The sequence below is a fragment of the Aureisphaera sp. genome (genome assembly GCF_059726885.1).
This window is the reverse complement of record NZ_AP041051.1, coordinates 2,013,211-2,029,944: the sequence shown is the minus strand read 5'-3', so window position 1 is coordinate 2,029,944 and position 16,734 is coordinate 2,013,211. Positions and strand designations below refer to the sequence as shown.

The window sequence follows — 16,734 nt, the reverse complement described above, 5'->3', positions numbered from 1 at the left end:
TTGGTGGATTTAATTTAATCTGGTATAACTAATTCCAATGTTTCTAATCCGATAGTTAAACTGGTCATATTAAAAGTTCTGGTAGCATTGGATGTCACCTCTAAATCACAATCTAACTGACATTGAATTTTATTTGATGGGGAGTTTTATAAGGTTAATCAAAATTGACAACTAACACTTGTATTTCCAATGAAAAAGAGAAACAAAATCGCTATAATTTGAATAGATCATAACCTAATCCAATTCCAAGCCATGGTCGATCATCATATACCCAATTCTTTGAGACTCTTCCCACTCCTTTGTCAATCCCATAAAAAACTCCCAAACTTATCTTATTCCAGCTTTTTACGTAACCAATACCAAAACTAATCGTGCCAATTGTCCCTTCACGGTCACTTTGAACTTGATTAATTCTGATGTTGGTATTTGAACCTTTCAATTCTACAGCACTTGAACCTAGAAAAGCTCCTATAGTATTCTTGTTGTTTTTAATTCTATTACCTATTTTTTTCCGATGAGTAAATTTGGTTTTACCCCAGCTGTAACCCCCAAACAAAGCTATATTTATCGAGGTGCTAAATTCCTCACTACTAATACTTATTTGTTCGACCATTTCATTTTCATTAGTGTTAATGGCATCTCTATTAGTTCTAAATCTATATTTTAAGGGAATTGTAATGGCATTCATGGTAAATTCCGTAAATCTGAATATAGCCATGTGATCATCAGGTATTTCATAGAAAAGCACCTCTCTTGTTTCTCTACTTTTATTTAGATTAGTATCTGCTTTCAAATCGACCTCACCTGAATCGTCACTCGCATTTACTGAAATACCCGATTCCCCTTGTTTATCATTATTACGACTATTTTCCTTGAAGGGCCACAAATTCACGTAAAGTCTATTTTTTTCCATTAACAACCCTGCCCTATAAAAATTACTGTTATCCTTATCACTACCAAAGGTTTTGGCTCTTACTGTTACTTTAACACCTATCAGATTTTTGGTTTTTACTTTATCGAAATTGGATTTATCAATGAGCAAGATATTTCCAGAACAGTCTTTCAATTCTATTTTGGGTAAAACTCCATCTTCAATGAGTTTTAATAGATCATTAATTTTATCCTTCTCATCTGAGGGCAAGTCATTGTAAATAATGCATTTTTCGCGCGATAGAAACTTAATTTTAGCTTTCTGGTTATTTAATAAATTATCATAATCGTAAGTCTGCTTACCATCATTTAAAAAATCAATGAAATTCCTGATTTTGTAGTTCTTATAAAATGTCTCTTGGCCAAAGCAATTTATGGCGAGAAGGCTGAATAGAATAAGGTATAAGTTTTTCATAATCTGATCGTTTGACGATGAAATTTATGAATACCTTTTCCAGTTACAAATACGTAGAAATACCTATTTGTAGGTAACTATATATTTTAATCGTATTGGCACAATATATCTAATTCTCCGCCAATGAAATTAGGATTTCAATAAAGTCTTCTTTCATCAATTTTCCACGTTGTCTTTTTATTATGCTGATTTAAGAAAGTTGTTGAGCCTAGCACTGAAACCTATAAACCACTAATCTTTATACTTATGTTGAACCCGCCTAAATCAAAAAACCCACAGAGTTTGTAAACCCTAAGGGTTTCGTAGTTCTCCTGTAGACTTAGAAGCTATATAGTGATTATAGGTTCATATTGGTAGAAGTAATGTTTTCTTTAAAAGGTGTTTTTGCCCTATTCCCACCTATTTTAATATACTATTTACATTCAGCAAAACCACGCATTCTAAAAAATTGCAGCCAAAAAACTTGTCTGTTAAACTAATATCTATATATTTGGTAAACCAATCTGGTTAACCAATTTATGAAAGACCAAACCAAACAAACCTCCCTTCTCAAAAAACTAATCCTTTTAGTGCTAAGTTTTGGCCCAGGTATTTTTGCCATAGGCTATACCATTGGCACAGGTAGTGTTACTTCTATGATCGTAGCTGGAAGCACCTACGGAATGCAGTTAATGTGGGTGTTGTTGTTGAGTTGTGTCTTCTCAGGGATCTTGATGTATGTTTATGGGAATTACGCACTTATATCTGGTGAAACCGCACTCTACGGATTTAAAAAACATCTTAAAGGCGGAAAGATTCTGGCCATATTGATCATAGTAGGCATTTCTTTTGGTCAATGGAATTCCCTAATGGGCATATTAGGTATATCTTCTAATATTATTTTTGAAATTCTAGCGATTAAGTTTGATGGCCTACGAGCATATGAATACGAAACCGTCCTTATCACTGCCATTATCATAGTGGCTATTTTCTATGCCATCATGCTAGTGGGAAAATATAGTTTTTTCGAAAAGCTATTGATCATTTTCGTATCATTTATGGGCCTATCTTTTATCATCTCCCTATTTTTTGTGTACCCTCTTCCTTCAGATGTTGCCAAAGGGTTAATACCAACCATTCCCGATGTCCCCGGAGGTAAAATGATGGTGGCAGCTTTCGTGGGAACCACCATGGCAGCAGCGACATTTTTATCGCGGCCCCTATTCGTAAAAGGTAAGGGATGGACCATTGCAAACCTAAAACAACAAAAGAAAGATGCCATCATAGCCGCTGTTCTGGTATTCATCATTAGTGGTTCGGTAATGGCGGTCGCCAGCGGTGCTCTCTTTCAACAAGGTGAACCGGTAACAAAAGTGTTGGATATGGCCAATACACTTGAACCAGTGGCTGGTAGCCTAGCAGTTGCCATTTTCTTTTTCGGAACCTTAAGTGCTGGATTATCTTCCATTTTTCCGTGCTTGTTAATAGCGCCATTGTTGCTGGCAGATTATCAATCGGGCACCCTAGACACAAATTCTCGACAATTTCGGATTATCACTTTTATTGCATGTTTAGTAGCACTCACGGTTCCAATTTTTGGAGCAAATCCAATAGAAATGCAAATCCTAACCCAGGTATTCAATGTATTTGTGCTTCCCTTGGTAATCCTAGGAATTATTTTAATGATACGTAAAAAGAAGGTCATGAAAGGTCATAAAACTGGACTTACCGTTCATCTTGGCTTATACGGAGCCCTGTTCTTTTCACTGGTCATTTCGTATAATGGAATTTTAGCATTATTGGAATATCTATAACCCTTAAAGTATTTCCAGCATATCTATTAATTAAATATCGAATGAAACGGACAAATAGGTTTTTAAAAATTATAACACACATAAGACCAAAACAAGTATTACTTATGAAAAATATAGCCTTAATCGTATGCTCGCTGCTATTACTTTCGGCATGCGAGAATAAAAACGCCAAAAGCAAAACTGAAAATGTAGAAATAGGTAGTAACGCCAACGACATTATACCTTTTTTCGAACACTGGAATTTAATTTTAGGGGATGGCTCTAACGTAGGTCAGGCAACCAATTATGAGAATAAGGATTTCTTTTACACGGCAAAAGATGACAAAGGGGACTGGGTTGTGTTTAAAACACCAAATGCAGGAAACACCCATGGTACTTCCAACAATACCAGGACCGAACTTGCACAACTAAAGAAATGGTCGCCCATGACCGAAGCCAAAATGAACGCCACCCTTAAGGTCATGAATGTAGCCACCACAGGAGATGCCAGCGTCGCGGCCACCTATTCTGTCGTTGTTGGCCAGATTCATAGTGCCGACGGACATGAGAACGAACCGCTTAAAATATTTTACAAAAAATTTCCAGATCATACCAAAGGATCTGTCTTTTGGAACTATGAAATTAATACCTCGGGCGATGATAACTCAGGAAGATGGGATTATTCCTATCCTATTTGGGGATATGACTTTTCTGTAGTTGGACCCGATGAAAAGACTTATCCGCCAGAACCTGAAGATGGCATTGCCTTGGGAGAAGAGTTCAGTTACGAAGTCGAAATCAAAGAAGGAGTCATGCATCTAACATTCACTAGTGAAGGACATGAAACCAAAACATTTACAAAAAACCTTATCGCGTCAGAATATACCGAACGCGCAAACATCCCAGAACAAGTCAATCAATTATTTGTCCCCATAGGCCAAGATGGCCTGGAGCGTGAAAAGGCATATACGGACGAGGGGCTCTTTTTTAAGTTGGGGTGCTACAACCAAACTAACGGCAAAGACCCCAAAGTAAATAAAGTTTGGTGTTCTGGTGCCGAAACGCATGATGGTGATATTCAAAAACAATATGAGGACGGAAACTACGCCGAAGTATGGTTTAAATCGGCAAACATTAGTATTAGTGATGACGCCATATCTAATGCAGGATATTTTCAGGCAAACGATGGCTTAAGTGCAAAAACGGTGTACCCCCATGAGGTAATTCCCTTTATGGACAAGTTTAAAATTTTAATGGGCAATGGAACCAGTGTCGAGGATATTACCGAGTTCGAGCATAAAGATTTTTTCTACACGGTAATAGATGGAACAAGGCGTTGGGTGGTCTATAAAACACCGAATTCGGGAGTCACCTCACCAAATTCCAGCAATACAAGGACAGAGTTACACGAAAAAAGGGAATGGACGCCCGAACAAGGAGGTAAACTAACAGGTACCTGCAAGGTAATGCAAGTTTCCACTTCGGGAGATGCTAGGGTTGCGGCCTCTTACTCAACAGTGGTAGGCCAAATTCATAGTGGTGAAGGACACGAAAATGAGCCCTTGAAAATATTCTATAAAAAATTCCCCGGTCAAAGTAAGGGATCAGTCTTTTGGAATTATGAAATTAATACAGCTGGTGACGACAACTCCGGCAGGTGGGATTACTCATCGGCCGTTTGGGGTTACGATATGTCTGTTATTGGAGAAAGTAAGGATGACTATCCATCGGAGCCTGTTGATGGTATTGAATTAGGTGAAGAGTTCAGTTACGAGGTAAATGTATACGAAGGCATCATGTATCTCACATTTAAGAGTGAAGGGCACGAAACGAAAACATTTACAAAGAATCTAATCTCTTCAGAGTACGTAAATCGATCGGACTTGCCAGCTCAGGTAGAGAAATTATTTGTGCCTATAGGGCAAGACGGAACAGAACGGCCTATTGCCTATAGTGGAGAATTAAATTATTTTAAACAAGGCGCATACAACCAAACCAATGGAAAAGATCCTGAAACGAATAAGGTTTGGTGTGCAGGTGCCGAAACTTATGGCGGTGATATTGCCAAGCAATATGAAAATGGCTGCTACACCGAAGTTTGGTTTAGGGAAGCAACTGTAGGTCCAGGTACGCCGCCCGAAAAATAGAATTAAAAGAAATTAAGGACCATATTTTAAAACTTATAAAAAGCATTAGTATATGAAAACATTTGGAGCAAGCAAAGAATTCTTATTTGGTGATGACATTGAATGGGAAGTTGTAGGGGAAGGTCTCAAACGTAAAATTATGGGGTATGACGATAAGATCATGCTCGTAAAAGTCGAGTTCGATGTGGGCGGGGTTGGTGTCATGCACCAGCACTATCATTCACAAGTTACCTATGTAGAAAGTGGTGAGTTCGAGTTGACCATTGGCAATGAAACGAAAACGGTTAAAGGAGGCGATGCGTTCTATATTCCTCCCAATGTAATGCATGGTGCAATTTGTACTAAATCCGGCATTTTAATAGATGTGTTCAGTCCTATCCGTGAAGATTTTATGGAATAACAGGAAATAATGCACAAATTATTTGTGAGTTAACAAAAAGTTAATATATTTGGTAAACCAATTTGGTTTACCAGTTTGGTTTACCAAATTAAATTGTACAAAAAAAGGACAGGTGTACGCCTATCCTTTTAAACAATTACTTCTTTAGAGGGAAGTAACAACACATGTAGTAGCTTAACAAAACATGTATCGTAAAGATAATAAATTTAATTATTACTTGGCGCGTACTGGTCGTTTTAGGCTCCTATCATTTGCTAACCTAAAATATTTCAATTATGAGCTTAAAATCCAAGCTAGCCTTAATTATTTTGCTTTTCAGTAGCATTATTGTTGCGCAAGACAACTATAATCTGGAAGGTACAGTAGTTTCGGCTACAGATCAAATTGGTATTCCCGGTGCCAATATTGTAATTCAGGGGTCCTCAACCGGTGCTTCCACAGATTTTGAAGGGAACTTTCAAATTCAAGTAAGCAATGGTGATGTACTGGAAATTTCCTATTTAGGATACGTCACCCAAACAGTCTCAATAACCGGTCAAACTTCAGTTTCCGTAGCCTTAGTCGAAGACGCTGACACTTTGGAAGAAGTTGTAGTCATTGGGTATGGTAGCCGGAAAAAGAGTCATGTAACCGGTGCCGTCGCGAAAGTACAAGGAAGCGAGGTTGCTGCTATTCAGGCCAATCGAGTGGACGATGCATTAGCGGGTAAATTGGCCGGTGTCCTGATTCAAAATCAAAGTGGAGAACCCGGAGCCGATCCCAAAATTCAAATAAGGGCAGCTTCATCCATTTCAGGGGATTCAAGCCCACTTATAGTTGTAGATGGTTATCCTATTTCAGGAAATTTAGCAACTGTTAACCCAAACGATATTGAAAGTGTGGAGGTGTTAAAAGATGCCGCCTCAGCTGCAATCTATGGTTCTCGAGGAGCTAATGGTGTTATTCTGATTACCACTAAAAAAGGAAAACAAGGTGCAGCAAGTTTTAGTTATAACAATTTCACAAGTATCTCAAATAAGTATCAAAAGGATAACCTCCTTATGAACTCCAGTGAATGGGCAAATACTATTGAGACCAATATAGCCAATGGTTCCTGGGATGTTTCTGAAGTGGATCCAGCTTTATTGAATTATAGAATTAACGCTTATAGAAATTCACCTGGTGCCATAAGTCCAGAAGAGTGGCTTTTTGGTTCAGGTTATACAACCAGTCATGATTTCAGTATGAGTGGTGGTACCGACGACGTAAATTATTTTGCTTCGGCTGGTTACCTAAACACAGAGGGTATCGCAATTACCCAAAGTTTTGAAAGAGTCAATGCTCGTGCAAGCGTCGATGCCAAGCTGGGCGACAAGTTTAAGACAGGGATTAGTATTAACGGATTTACGTCTGATAGAGCAATTTTAGCACATGACCAGAGAGATCTCTTAAGAGCCTATGGTGTTCATCCCGTTTACCATACGGCAGAGTCCATTGCTTTTGTTCAGCAATTGGACCAGCAAGCCCAAGCACTCGGACTAGCTCCGTTTGATGAGGGTTATAGAGGAGGCGAAGGTGGTACCGCAGCAGGTTTCAACAACAGTATATATACGTTAGAACCGGGCGATACGGCCCAAGACTGGCATTATGGACGATCCGGAAATGGTATTGGAGGTTCAGGGGACGCAGGTCCAGCAACAAAGCTTGATAATGCAGAGCGAACACAAAGGACCTATTTCGTCAATGCCAATGCATATTTACAGTACAGTATCCTTGAAGGATTAAATATAAAGACTGTTCTCGGTGGGGACCTAAATGACACTAAAGACTTTTATTATCAAGGTCTTGAGGCAGATTCTAGGGCGCGTACCAATCAAACCGACTTGGACGAAACGGATGTAAAGAGAACTTCAGTGTTAAGTGTCACTACCCTAGATTACACCAAACAGATCGGCAAGCACGATATTTCTGCGGTAGTTGGAGTGGAATTTCAAAATTTCTACACTACTGGACTTTCGCTACAGGGTACCAATGTGCCATTTAGCGACATTAGAAATTATAACTTATTAGATCCCGCAGATATCACCACAACAGAAAGGGACGAAACGATTAATAGACAGAGTATTTTTGGAAGAATTAACTATGCCTATGACAATCGTTATTTGATATCGGCATCCGTAAGACGGGACGGAGATTCCCGCTTTGGTGAAAATAAAAAATACGCCACCTTCCCAGCATTTTCTTTAGGATGGAACGTTCACAATGAATCCTTTTTTAACTCGAACCTTCTATCTCAATTAAAACCAAGGTTTAGTTATGGATCTTTAGGAACTACGGCCTTTTTAGGACCATACGACGCGTTGAGCCTTTTAAACTCTCAAGCTACAGTTCTAGGGAATGGATTTATAATCCCAGATAATATTGCCAACCCAAACTTGACTTGGCAAACCAATACAGAGACCAACTACGGGATTGATTTAGGGTTCCTAAACAACCGTATTAGATTAGGCGTAGACTACTATACTTCGGATATTGAGGACATTTTAATTCGACAGAGTGTTTCCGAAGTATTGGGTACTACATCTATTGTACTTAATTCTGGTGATGTTACAAGTTCTGGTTTGGAGTTTGAGTTATCCGCAAACATTATTCAGACACAAGATTTCTCATGGAATATAGGTGGAAATTTATCCACAGTTGAAACAGAAATTACAGACCTCGGTGGTCTAGATGAATTACCTCCTACCATTTACGGTCAGAGTGGTCGAGGTCCTGAATTCAGGAATTATATAGGTGGAGAAATTGGAGAAATGTGGGGATTGGAAACCATTAGGGAAGTTGAAATGATTCACGTAGCTGATCCTACAAGAACCCTAGGGGCTACCAGTGGAGAATATTATGTAGTAGATCAAAATGGTGATGGTGAAATTGACACTGACGATTATGTTAAAATAGGACAGAACACACCGGATTTTTACTGGGGTATGAACAGTTCTATGACTTATAAGGCTTTCGATATGTCCTTCCAATTTCAAGGATCCCAAGGCGGGGAAGTTTTCAACGTAGACCCACTTTATTGGCAATCGCAATTTGGAGGAAGACTACGTGATAGTTTTGACGCTGATGATAATGGTATTGCAGATGCCAATGGACTCCATTATACGAGGGCAAGAGATCAAACAGACGCTACAATACAAGATGCATCCTATGTAGCTTTAAGAAACCTTACCATTGGGTATACAATTGATCCAAATTTGGTTAGCAAAGTAGGTATAGATTCGGCGAGAGTATATCTGGCAGGTACTAATTTGTTATATCTATGGGCAGATAATTATACCTCTTTTAATCCAGAGGGTGTAGAGACTACTAATGGAGGTTACCTAGGACCCACTACATATGGGGTACAAGTAGGTGCAAGTCCCATCGTTAGAAGCTTTACGTTTGGTTTAAATGTTAATTTTTAAAATAAGGAAATCATGAAAAAAGCTTATATATTATTACTAGGATCATTGCTGTTAACGGCAGGATGTAGTACCGATTTAGATCAATTCCCTCCAAATATAGCTAGTGCAGGGTCTTTGACAGACTTTAGCGGAGTTTTGAACGCCGCGTATTTCTATCAGCACGCCTCCGTTACGCCAATGGCAGTAATGGGAGATTTTAGAGCTGACAATGCTTTAATGGAGGAAGAACCCTATCCAGCATTTGATAGATTTAACCGAGACCTGCTGGATATGAATGATCAATTTTTCAGACCATTCTACGCAGCTTTATACAAGTCAATTTTAAGTGCTAATAATGTAATTGAAAATTCTTCGGATGGCACTCAAATAGGTGAAGCCAAATTTTTAAGGGCTTTGTCTTATTTTAAACTTGTACAAATGTTTGGTGACACGACCGTTAACCTCTCTGCTGAACCAAGTACAACAGACACCTCTATTTTAGTAAGGCGCCCTGTGGCAGAAGTGTACAATAACGTGATCATCCCCGATTTGCAAGATGCGATATCCATGTTAGGCAATAACATTGTAAATGGAAGAGCCTCCAGAATCGCAGCCCAAGGATTATTGGGTAAAGTATATGTACATATGGGGAATTTTGGCAATGCAGAATCACATCTAGCGGCCGTTGTAAATACTGCTCCTGGTGCTGGTATTAGTTTGCAAGAGAACTTCGCTGATATTTTTGGATTTGCAAATGATCTGAATTCAGAAGTCATATTTGCAACTCAAATATCTAGTTCGGTAGTCGATGAATACGGTTTTTCCGAATTTTGGGAATGGTCTTTCGGGCTTGACACAAAAGCATTGGATCCATTAGATGCTTCTTTAGTTGCGGCTTTTGATGCTAGCCCTGGAGATTTAAGAAGAGCAGTAACTATTGATGAGGAGACTTTAGCCTCTCCAAAATTTCAGCAAACAGATGGTCCTGATCACGACTGGATAGAGCTCAGATTAGCAGATGTCATATTATTGTATGCAGAAGCACTAAATGAAAACGGAAGTACCTCGGCTGCGTTGACAGAATTGAATAAGGTTAGAACTAGAGCAGGTTTGGCCAATTCAACTTCAACCACACAAGCCGAAGTCCGAACGGCCATTGCCGATGAAAGAAGATTGGAGTTGGCCTTTGAAGGACATAGGTGGTTTGACCTTGTTAGAACCGGTACTGCACAATCTGTTTTAGGGTTCGGAGATGCGAACTATTTATTGGCTCCCATCCCAGTTTCAGAAATATCGTCTAGTTTCGGGGTAATAACCCAGAATCCTGGATACTAATAAAACAAAACAGGCAATAAAGTTTAGTTTGATGAGAATCATACCATTAGCACATATTTGATTAGCCTGTTCTCAGATAGTGTTTTAGTTCTTACTGGTCTAATTCGGGCCAGTAAGAATTCTTTAAACCTTGAAAAATTGACAACCAAAAATGTTTTGAGCAACTAATATTGTTATACGAGTTTTAGTTAACTTTATAGTGTTCTATTTGGTTAACCAATTGTTTTGAAAAGAAAAATGTATGAAAATTGAAGTCCTTAATTCAACTGAAAAACACTCAATTCAGAAAGAGGTCATTGAAAAGGTAAGAGACCTGATCAATCAGAAAAATCTGGAACCTGGAGATAAATTGCCTTCGGAACGAATGCTTTCAGAAAAATTTGAAGTAACCCGGAGTACGATACGTGAAGCGATTCAGAAATTAGAGTTTTATGGATTGCTGAAATCAATTCCACAAAGTGGAACTTTCGTAGCAAATATTGGAGTAATTGCTATGAACGGAATGATTGAGGATATCCTGAGGTTGGAGGATCCAGATTTTAAATCATTGGTTGAAACTCGCATATTATTGGAGTTAAAAACTGCCCGTTTGGCAGCATTGAGAAGAACTGAAGAAGATCTGATCAAAATGAAAGAAGCCTTGGATGCCTATGCAGAAAAGGTCTTAAACGATGAAGATGCTGTACAAGAGGATTTGCTTTTCCATCTCGCCATTGCGAAGGCAAGCGGCAACAGTACAATGAATACTTTTATGCTAATTATCACACCAGGGATAATTACAAATTTCCAAAAGTATCATGTATGTGATGATAAGTTAGCTCATTCTGGAATTAAGGAGCATCAGCGAATTTATGAAGCTATCAAAGCCCAGAACCCATCATTGGCAAAGCAAAGAATGAAGGAACATTTTAGAGTACTTTATCAATACTGTTACAATATTTAATGACACGAATTCAACGGTTGGAAATTAAATGTACGATTAATCTCTAACTGACTAAATATACTTTGGAGGGGATAAAACAATGCAGTAGTAGATCACATTTCCTGATACTACCTTAATGATATTTTCCCTTATTTGAAATTATGTTGATTCAAGAATATGGCTTTCTGGCTTTGTTCCTTGATCCTAATGGAGAACGTATCCAGAAAAAACCGATAGAACATGAAAATAAAAGGCCTCAGATGGTGGATTATTGGGCTTGTTTGCCTTGCAACCATCATCAACTACATAGACAGATCTGCATTGGGCATTATGTGGCCCGAAATGAGCAAGGATTTAGGGCTTTCGAAAGAAGATTATGCCTGGATCATAAATATCTTCACGATAACCTATGCAGCCGGTAAATTCATTTCTGGAAAATTATATGATAAAGTTGGGACCAAAATTGGCTTCGTGCTTTCCATATTCTTCTGGTCGCTTGCATCCGCACTTCATTTCTTTGCAAAAGGCGCAGCGTCGCTTGGAATTTTCAGAGGACTATTAGGTGTTGCCGAAGCGGGAAATTGGCCAGGAGCCGTTAAGAATAACGCCGAATGGTTTCCAATTCAAGAACGCGCTCTGGCACAAGGTATCTTTAACGCAGGTGCTGGTATCGGCTCGATTGTGGCCGCCCCGACCATTGCAGAATTATTTGGTGCCTATGGATGGAAACTAACGTTTGTAATTATTGGTGTCATTGGGTTCCTCTGGATCATTCCCTGGCTGATTATGAATAAGAAAAAACCAAAATTACACCCCTGGATTACGGAAGAGGAAAAAACACATATTATTTCGGGAAGGCATAAAAGCAGGCAGAACAATGATGACGTCAAAGGCCTAAGTGTGATGGAAATTCTATCAAAAAAAGAGTCATGGGGTGTCATAGCAGCACGTTTCTTTATCGAACCCATTTGGTGGCTATTTGTTTTTTGGATGCCTATCTATTTAGCCGACGTATTCAATTTTAATGTGAAGGAAATCGGATACTATGCTTGGTTCCCTTATGTGGGCGCTATGATAGGAAGTTTGATAGGCGGTTGGTACGCGCAAAGACTTATTAAGCGTGTTACTGTAGATTTTAGTAGAAAAAGAACCGTCAGTATTGGAGCGGTCATAATAGTAATCTCAATAATAGGAGCTATTCTTTTTGCGGATACACCCCTAAAATTTGTTTGCTTTGTTTTTGTAGTCCTTTTCGGTTTTCAATTTGCTATAAGCAATATCCAAACCATTCCGAGTGATCTGTTAAGCGGTAAGTCAGTAGGAACACTTGCAGGTTTGGGTGGCAGCATAGGGGCCGTATCCGTGATCATAATGAATTGGCTAATCCCCATTATTACAAAAGAGTCGTATACGCCGGCATTTATAATACTAGCTGTATTGGCGCCATTGGCTGTACTCTCAATATATGTACTAATTAAAGAGATTAAACCGATAGACGTCTAAAAAAAATAACCTTTAATAAATTATCTAAGATGAGCAAATTAAAAGAAAAAGTTGCGGTAATTACAGGAGCTACGGGTGGTATTGGATTCGAGGTAGCAAGAAGGTTGGGCCATGATGGCTATACTGTTGTCCTAAACGGTATAGAAGATGAAGCTGGAGCCGAAAGAATTAAACAACTCACCGATGAAGGAATTACTGCAGAATACTATGGCTTTGATGTTACGAATGAAGAACAAGTAACCGTCAATATTACCAAAATTGGAGAGAAATACGGTAAAATAGATGTGCTGGTAAACAATGCCGGAGGATTAGGTGGTAGAGCTAGATTTGAAGAAATGACTACTGATTTTTACAGATTTGTAATGGCGCTTAATCTCGACTCCGTGTTTTTCGCATCAAGAGCAGCCATACCATTCCTTAAGAACGGAGAGCATCCGTCTATAATTAACTATACATCGAATGCAGGATGGACTGCCGGAGGACCTGGAGCAGGAATCTATGGCACATCTAAAGCAGGTGTACATGCAATAACCAGAGCTCTGGCTAAGGATTTAGCCGAATATGGGATTCGAGCAAATGCCGTATCACCCGGTACCATCGATACTCCTTTTCATGCTCAAATTAAAGCAACCAAACCAGAAGTTTTTGCTTCTTGGAAAAACAATATAATGTTAGGAAGATTGGGACAACCAGAAGATGTTGCTTCCGTTGTTTCCTTTCTAGCAAGTAAAGATGCATCATTTATAACTGCCGAAACCATACAGATTGGTGGCGGGCAGGCATTAGGAATTTAAACTTTAATAGAACAATGAGCAAATTAATAGGGAAAGTCGCAGTGGTAACTGGAGGCTCGAGGGACATAGGGAGAGCAATATCCGTCAAACTTGCAAAAGAAGGTGCCAAGGTTGTTGTGAACTATTACAATTCTGAATCTAAGGCCCAGGCAACCGTGGACAAAATAGAATCTATGGGAGGCCAAGCTATTGCTGTAAAAGCCGATGTATCCAAGCTAGCGGATATCGCGTATTTAAAGACAAAAACAATGGAAGCCTTTGGCAATAATGTAGATATTTTGGTAAATAATGCCGGTGGCCTATTCGCTCGGAAGACATTGACAGAATTTGATGAAGCATTTTATAATTTGGTCATGGACGTCAACTTTAAATCCGTGGTATTTATGATGCAAGCTTTCGAGACCCTAATGAGTAAAGGAGGCGCAATCGTCAATCTTTCTTCCCAAGCGGCAAGAGATGGTGGTGGTGGCGGATCTTCATTATATGCCTCCTCAAAAGGGGCAGTAAGCACATTTACCAAGGCTATGGCAAAAGAATTAGGACCCAAAGGAATTAGGGTAAATGCATTATGCCCTGGTTTAATTGGAACTAAATTTCATGATGACTTCACCAAAGATGAGATAAGGGAAAAAGTTGCAGGTGCAACTCCACTGAGAAGGGAAGGTCAAGCGAAGGAAGTAGCAGATTTGGTAGCTTATTTGGCTTCCGATGAAGCTTCATTCATAACAGGAAATAATGTAGATATTAATGGAGGCCTTGCCTTCAGTTAGATAAAAAATAAAAGAACTTATGAGTAGAGTAGTCACTTTTGGAGAAATCATGCTTCGATTGTCTCCGCCCGGTTTTTTACGATTTTCACAAACAAACTCCTTTGACGTTGTGTATGGAGGGGGTGAATCAAATGTTGCTGTTTCCTTAGCCAATTATGGCGTTTCAGTAGACTTTGTCACTCGATTGCCGCAAAATGATATTGGGCAATGTGCATTAATGGAAATGCGCAAGAGAGGTGTAGGTACCGATAAAATAATCTACGGAGGCGACCGTCTGGGAATCTATTTTCTTGAAACAGGCGCCGTTAGCCGGGGTAGTAAGGTTGTATATGATAGGGCTCATTCGGCTATTTCACAAATAGAACCCGGAATGATTGACTGGGAAAAAGTATTCGAAGGAGTTGAATGGTTTCACTGGACAGGAATTACCCCTGCCATTTCGCAAGGGGCAGCAGATGCCTGTTTAGAGGCCGTAAAAATTGCCAGTAAACTTGGGGTTACTATTTCTACCGACCTCAACTATCGGGCAAAATTATGGAAGTACGGGGTTGAACCCGAAGCAATTATGACCGAACTTACCTCCTACTGCGATATCATACTTGGTAATGAAGAAGACGCCGAAAAACATTTTGGTATAAAACCAGAAGGCTTGGATATTACCACTCAAGGAGAACATGTAAAAGCGGAAGCCTTTTTATCCGTCTGTCAGCAAATGATGCAAAAATTCCCACGAGCCAAAAAGGTAATTACCACTTTAAGAGGGTCGATCTCTGCATCCCATAACACTTGGGCCGGAGTCATGTACGATGGCAAGAAAATGTATAAATCAAGAGAGTATCAAATAACCGATATTGTAGATAGAGTAGGTGGAGGAGATTCATTTATGGGTGGACTTATTTACGGCCTGTTGAAATATCCCGATGACGATCAAAATGCATTGGATTTCGCGGTTGCTGCCTCATGTTTAAAACACACAATTAAAGGAGATGCAAATTTGGCAACAATTGCAGAAGTAGAAAAATTAATGGGTGGGGATTCGTCTGGTCGAGTGGCCAGATAATTGGATAAAACAAATGCTATGGCACAATATTCTAGAATAGAAGTAGCGCAAACCATGGAACAAACAGGCTTGGTTCCTCTTTTCTATCATCCCGATATAGAAATTGGCAAGCAAGTACTTAAAGCCTGTTACGATGGAGGTGCACGCTTAATGGAGTTTACAAGTCGAGGGGATTTCGCATTTGAAATATTCTCTGTCCTTAATAAATATGCTATCAATAACCTACCTGGAATGATCATGGGTGTTGGTTCTGTGACCGACGCTTCTGCGGCATCCCTTTATATGCAATTAGGGGCAAATTTTGTAGTTACCCCCGTTTTACGGGAAGATATTGCCCTGGTATGCAATAGAAGAAAAGTGCTATGGTCCCCGGGTTGTGGTTCACTGAGTGAAATTGCGAAAGCCGAAGAATTGGGCTGCGAAATTGTAAAGCTTTTCCCAGGCGGAATCTATGGACCCGACTTCGTTAAAGCTATTAAGGGGCCCTGTCAATGGACCAGTATCATGCCTACAGGTGGCGTTTCCCCGACCAAAGAGAACTTGACCAGCTGGTTTAAGGCTGGAGTAACCTGCGTAGGGATGGGATCTAAATTAATGGTTAAAGATGGACAAGGCAATTTCGATTTTGCCAAGATTCAGGAGCTTACAAGAACCTCCCTACAGATCATTTCAGAATTAAAAAAATGAGTGTTCATCCAACATCCATAAATCTAAAGGAATTGTCTTCTTTAACTGGTTTTTCTATCTCAACGGTATCGAAGGCCCTGAATAACAAATTGGATGTAAGCGCCCGAACCCGCCGATATATAAGATCCATTGCAGATCAACACAATTATATTCCGAATGGCCTGGCAGCAAGTTTACGACTTAAAAAGAGCCGTACAATAGCCATAATTATACCTCAAATTAACATTGATTTTTATAGTAATCTCCTATTCAATTTTCAGAAAATAGCGGATCGTCATGACTATCGAATTGTCGTTTTTCAATCCTTTGAACGTGAAGTTAAAGAAATAGAATATTTAGAAAGTATTTGCGATGGAAGTATTGATGGGGCCATTGTAATTACCAATTTAAGGAACAAGTATTATTCAAGGGATTATACCATTCCCGTTTTAAGCCTATCCATTATGGAGACATTATCCAAAAAAGATTTAAAAGGGTTTTGTTCCCATACTTTTGAAAAACTTCTGACCAAAAGAAAAGAGCCTGAGCTTTGTTAATCATTCGATCAAAACTATGTTGATAGTATTACACAAGTCTT

The 16,734-nt window shown here is 39.3% G+C and carries 13 protein-coding genes; 12 read left to right on the top strand and 1 reads right to left on the bottom strand.

The genetic code is table 11. From position 1 onward, the window contains the following. Positions 1 to 211: 211 nt before the first annotated feature. Positions 212 to 1,345, bottom strand: coding sequence for a hypothetical protein (locus AC6JAD_RS08760; protein ID WP_461305355.1), 1,134 nt, complete (start codon positions 1,343 to 1,345; stop codon positions 212 to 214). A gap of 518 nt (positions 1,346 to 1,863) precedes the next feature. Here AC6JAD_RS08760 and AC6JAD_RS08755 point away from each other — a divergent pair. The 12 genes from AC6JAD_RS08755 (at position 1,864) to AC6JAD_RS08700 (ending at position 16,693) form a co-directional block, all read left to right on the top strand. Then, complete coding sequence (locus AC6JAD_RS08755; protein ID WP_461305354.1) at positions 1,864 to 3,138, top strand: Nramp family divalent metal transporter; 1,275 nt, start codon at positions 1,864 to 1,866, stop codon at positions 3,136 to 3,138. Positions 3,139 to 3,242: 104 nt separating this feature from the next. Continuing rightward, on the top strand, positions 3,243 to 5,264 hold the full coding sequence (locus AC6JAD_RS08750) for a polysaccharide lyase family 7 protein (RefSeq protein ID WP_461305353.1): 2,022 nt from the start codon (positions 3,243 to 3,245) through the stop codon (positions 5,262 to 5,264). Between the two features lie 52 nt (positions 5,265 to 5,316). Further along, entirely contained in the window at positions 5,317 to 5,664 is a 348-nt protein-coding gene (locus tag AC6JAD_RS08745; RefSeq protein WP_461305352.1) for a cupin domain-containing protein, read from the top strand. Between the two features lie 275 nt (positions 5,665 to 5,939). After that, positions 5,940 to 9,107: a SusC/RagA family TonB-linked outer membrane protein gene (locus tag AC6JAD_RS08740; protein ID WP_461305351.1), complete on the top strand. Its 3,168-nt coding sequence runs from the start codon at positions 5,940 to 5,942 to the stop codon at positions 9,105 to 9,107. Positions 9,108 to 9,119: 12 nt separating this feature from the next. Continuing rightward, on the top strand, positions 9,120 to 10,421 hold the full coding sequence (locus tag AC6JAD_RS08735; protein ID WP_461305350.1) for a RagB/SusD family nutrient uptake outer membrane protein: 1,302 nt from the start codon (positions 9,120 to 9,122) through the stop codon (positions 10,419 to 10,421). A 241-nt stretch (positions 10,422 to 10,662) separates the two neighbouring features. Next, positions 10,663 to 11,364 (top strand): FadR/GntR family transcriptional regulator, encoded by a 702-nt coding sequence (locus AC6JAD_RS08730; RefSeq protein ID WP_461305349.1) that lies wholly within the window; start codon positions 10,663 to 10,665, stop codon positions 11,362 to 11,364. A 219-nt stretch (positions 11,365 to 11,583) separates the two neighbouring features. Further along, the gene (locus AC6JAD_RS08725) at positions 11,584 to 12,846 is read left to right on the top strand and encodes an MFS transporter (protein WP_461305348.1); all 1,263 of its coding nucleotides are present in this window, start codon (positions 11,584 to 11,586) and stop codon (positions 12,844 to 12,846) included. A gap of 29 nt (positions 12,847 to 12,875) precedes the next feature. Further along, positions 12,876 to 13,640, top strand: coding sequence for an SDR family NAD(P)-dependent oxidoreductase (locus AC6JAD_RS08720; RefSeq protein WP_461305347.1), 765 nt, complete (start codon positions 12,876 to 12,878; stop codon positions 13,638 to 13,640). 14 nt (positions 13,641 to 13,654) lie between these two features. Then, positions 13,655 to 14,410 carry an SDR family NAD(P)-dependent oxidoreductase gene (locus tag AC6JAD_RS08715; RefSeq protein ID WP_461305346.1) on the top strand — a complete coding sequence of 252 codons (756 nt, stop codon included), beginning with the start codon at positions 13,655 to 13,657 and terminating at the stop codon, positions 14,408 to 14,410. A gap of 19 nt (positions 14,411 to 14,429) precedes the next feature. Continuing rightward, positions 14,430 to 15,470, top strand: a complete 1,041-nt coding sequence (locus AC6JAD_RS08710) for a PfkB family carbohydrate kinase (protein ID WP_461305345.1) — start codon at positions 14,430 to 14,432, stop codon at positions 15,468 to 15,470. A gap of 18 nt (positions 15,471 to 15,488) precedes the next feature. Then, positions 15,489 to 16,157, top strand: a complete 669-nt coding sequence (locus AC6JAD_RS08705; protein ID WP_461305344.1) for a bifunctional 4-hydroxy-2-oxoglutarate aldolase/2-dehydro-3-deoxy-phosphogluconate aldolase — start codon at positions 15,489 to 15,491, stop codon at positions 16,155 to 16,157. Then, on the top strand, positions 16,154 to 16,693 hold the full coding sequence (locus AC6JAD_RS08700) for a LacI family DNA-binding transcriptional regulator (protein ID WP_461305343.1): 540 nt from the start codon (positions 16,154 to 16,156) through the stop codon (positions 16,691 to 16,693). Before AC6JAD_RS08705 ends, AC6JAD_RS08700 begins: the two co-directional genes overlap by 4 nt. Positions 16,694 to 16,734 lie beyond the last annotated feature (41 nt).

Coding starts and splice junctions, on each gene's coding strand:
- AC6JAD_RS08735 (WP_461305350.1), top strand. CDS start 9,120: ATGAAAAAAGCTTATATATTATTACTAGGATCATTGCTGTTAACGGCA.
- AC6JAD_RS08710 (WP_461305345.1), top strand. CDS start 14,430: ATGAGTAGAGTAGTCACTTTTGGAGAAATCATGCTTCGATTGTCTCCG.
- AC6JAD_RS08740 (WP_461305351.1), top strand. CDS start 5,940: ATGAGCTTAAAATCCAAGCTAGCCTTAATTATTTTGCTTTTCAGTAGC.
- AC6JAD_RS08760 (WP_461305355.1), bottom strand. CDS start 1,345: ATGAAAAACTTATACCTTATTCTATTCAGCCTTCTCGCCATAAATTGC.
- AC6JAD_RS08715 (WP_461305346.1), top strand. CDS start 13,655: ATGAGCAAATTAATAGGGAAAGTCGCAGTGGTAACTGGAGGCTCGAGG.
- AC6JAD_RS08700 (WP_461305343.1), top strand. CDS start 16,154: ATGAGTGTTCATCCAACATCCATAAATCTAAAGGAATTGTCTTCTTTA.
- AC6JAD_RS08755 (WP_461305354.1), top strand. CDS start 1,864: ATGAAAGACCAAACCAAACAAACCTCCCTTCTCAAAAAACTAATCCTT.
- AC6JAD_RS08705 (WP_461305344.1), top strand. CDS start 15,489: ATGGCACAATATTCTAGAATAGAAGTAGCGCAAACCATGGAACAAACA.
- AC6JAD_RS08730 (WP_461305349.1), top strand. CDS start 10,663: ATGAAAATTGAAGTCCTTAATTCAACTGAAAAACACTCAATTCAGAAA.
- AC6JAD_RS08725 (WP_461305348.1), top strand. CDS start 11,584: ATGAAAATAAAAGGCCTCAGATGGTGGATTATTGGGCTTGTTTGCCTT.
- AC6JAD_RS08745 (WP_461305352.1), top strand. CDS start 5,317: ATGAAAACATTTGGAGCAAGCAAAGAATTCTTATTTGGTGATGACATT.
- AC6JAD_RS08750 (WP_461305353.1), top strand. CDS start 3,243: ATGAAAAATATAGCCTTAATCGTATGCTCGCTGCTATTACTTTCGGCA.
- AC6JAD_RS08720 (WP_461305347.1), top strand. CDS start 12,876: ATGAGCAAATTAAAAGAAAAAGTTGCGGTAATTACAGGAGCTACGGGT.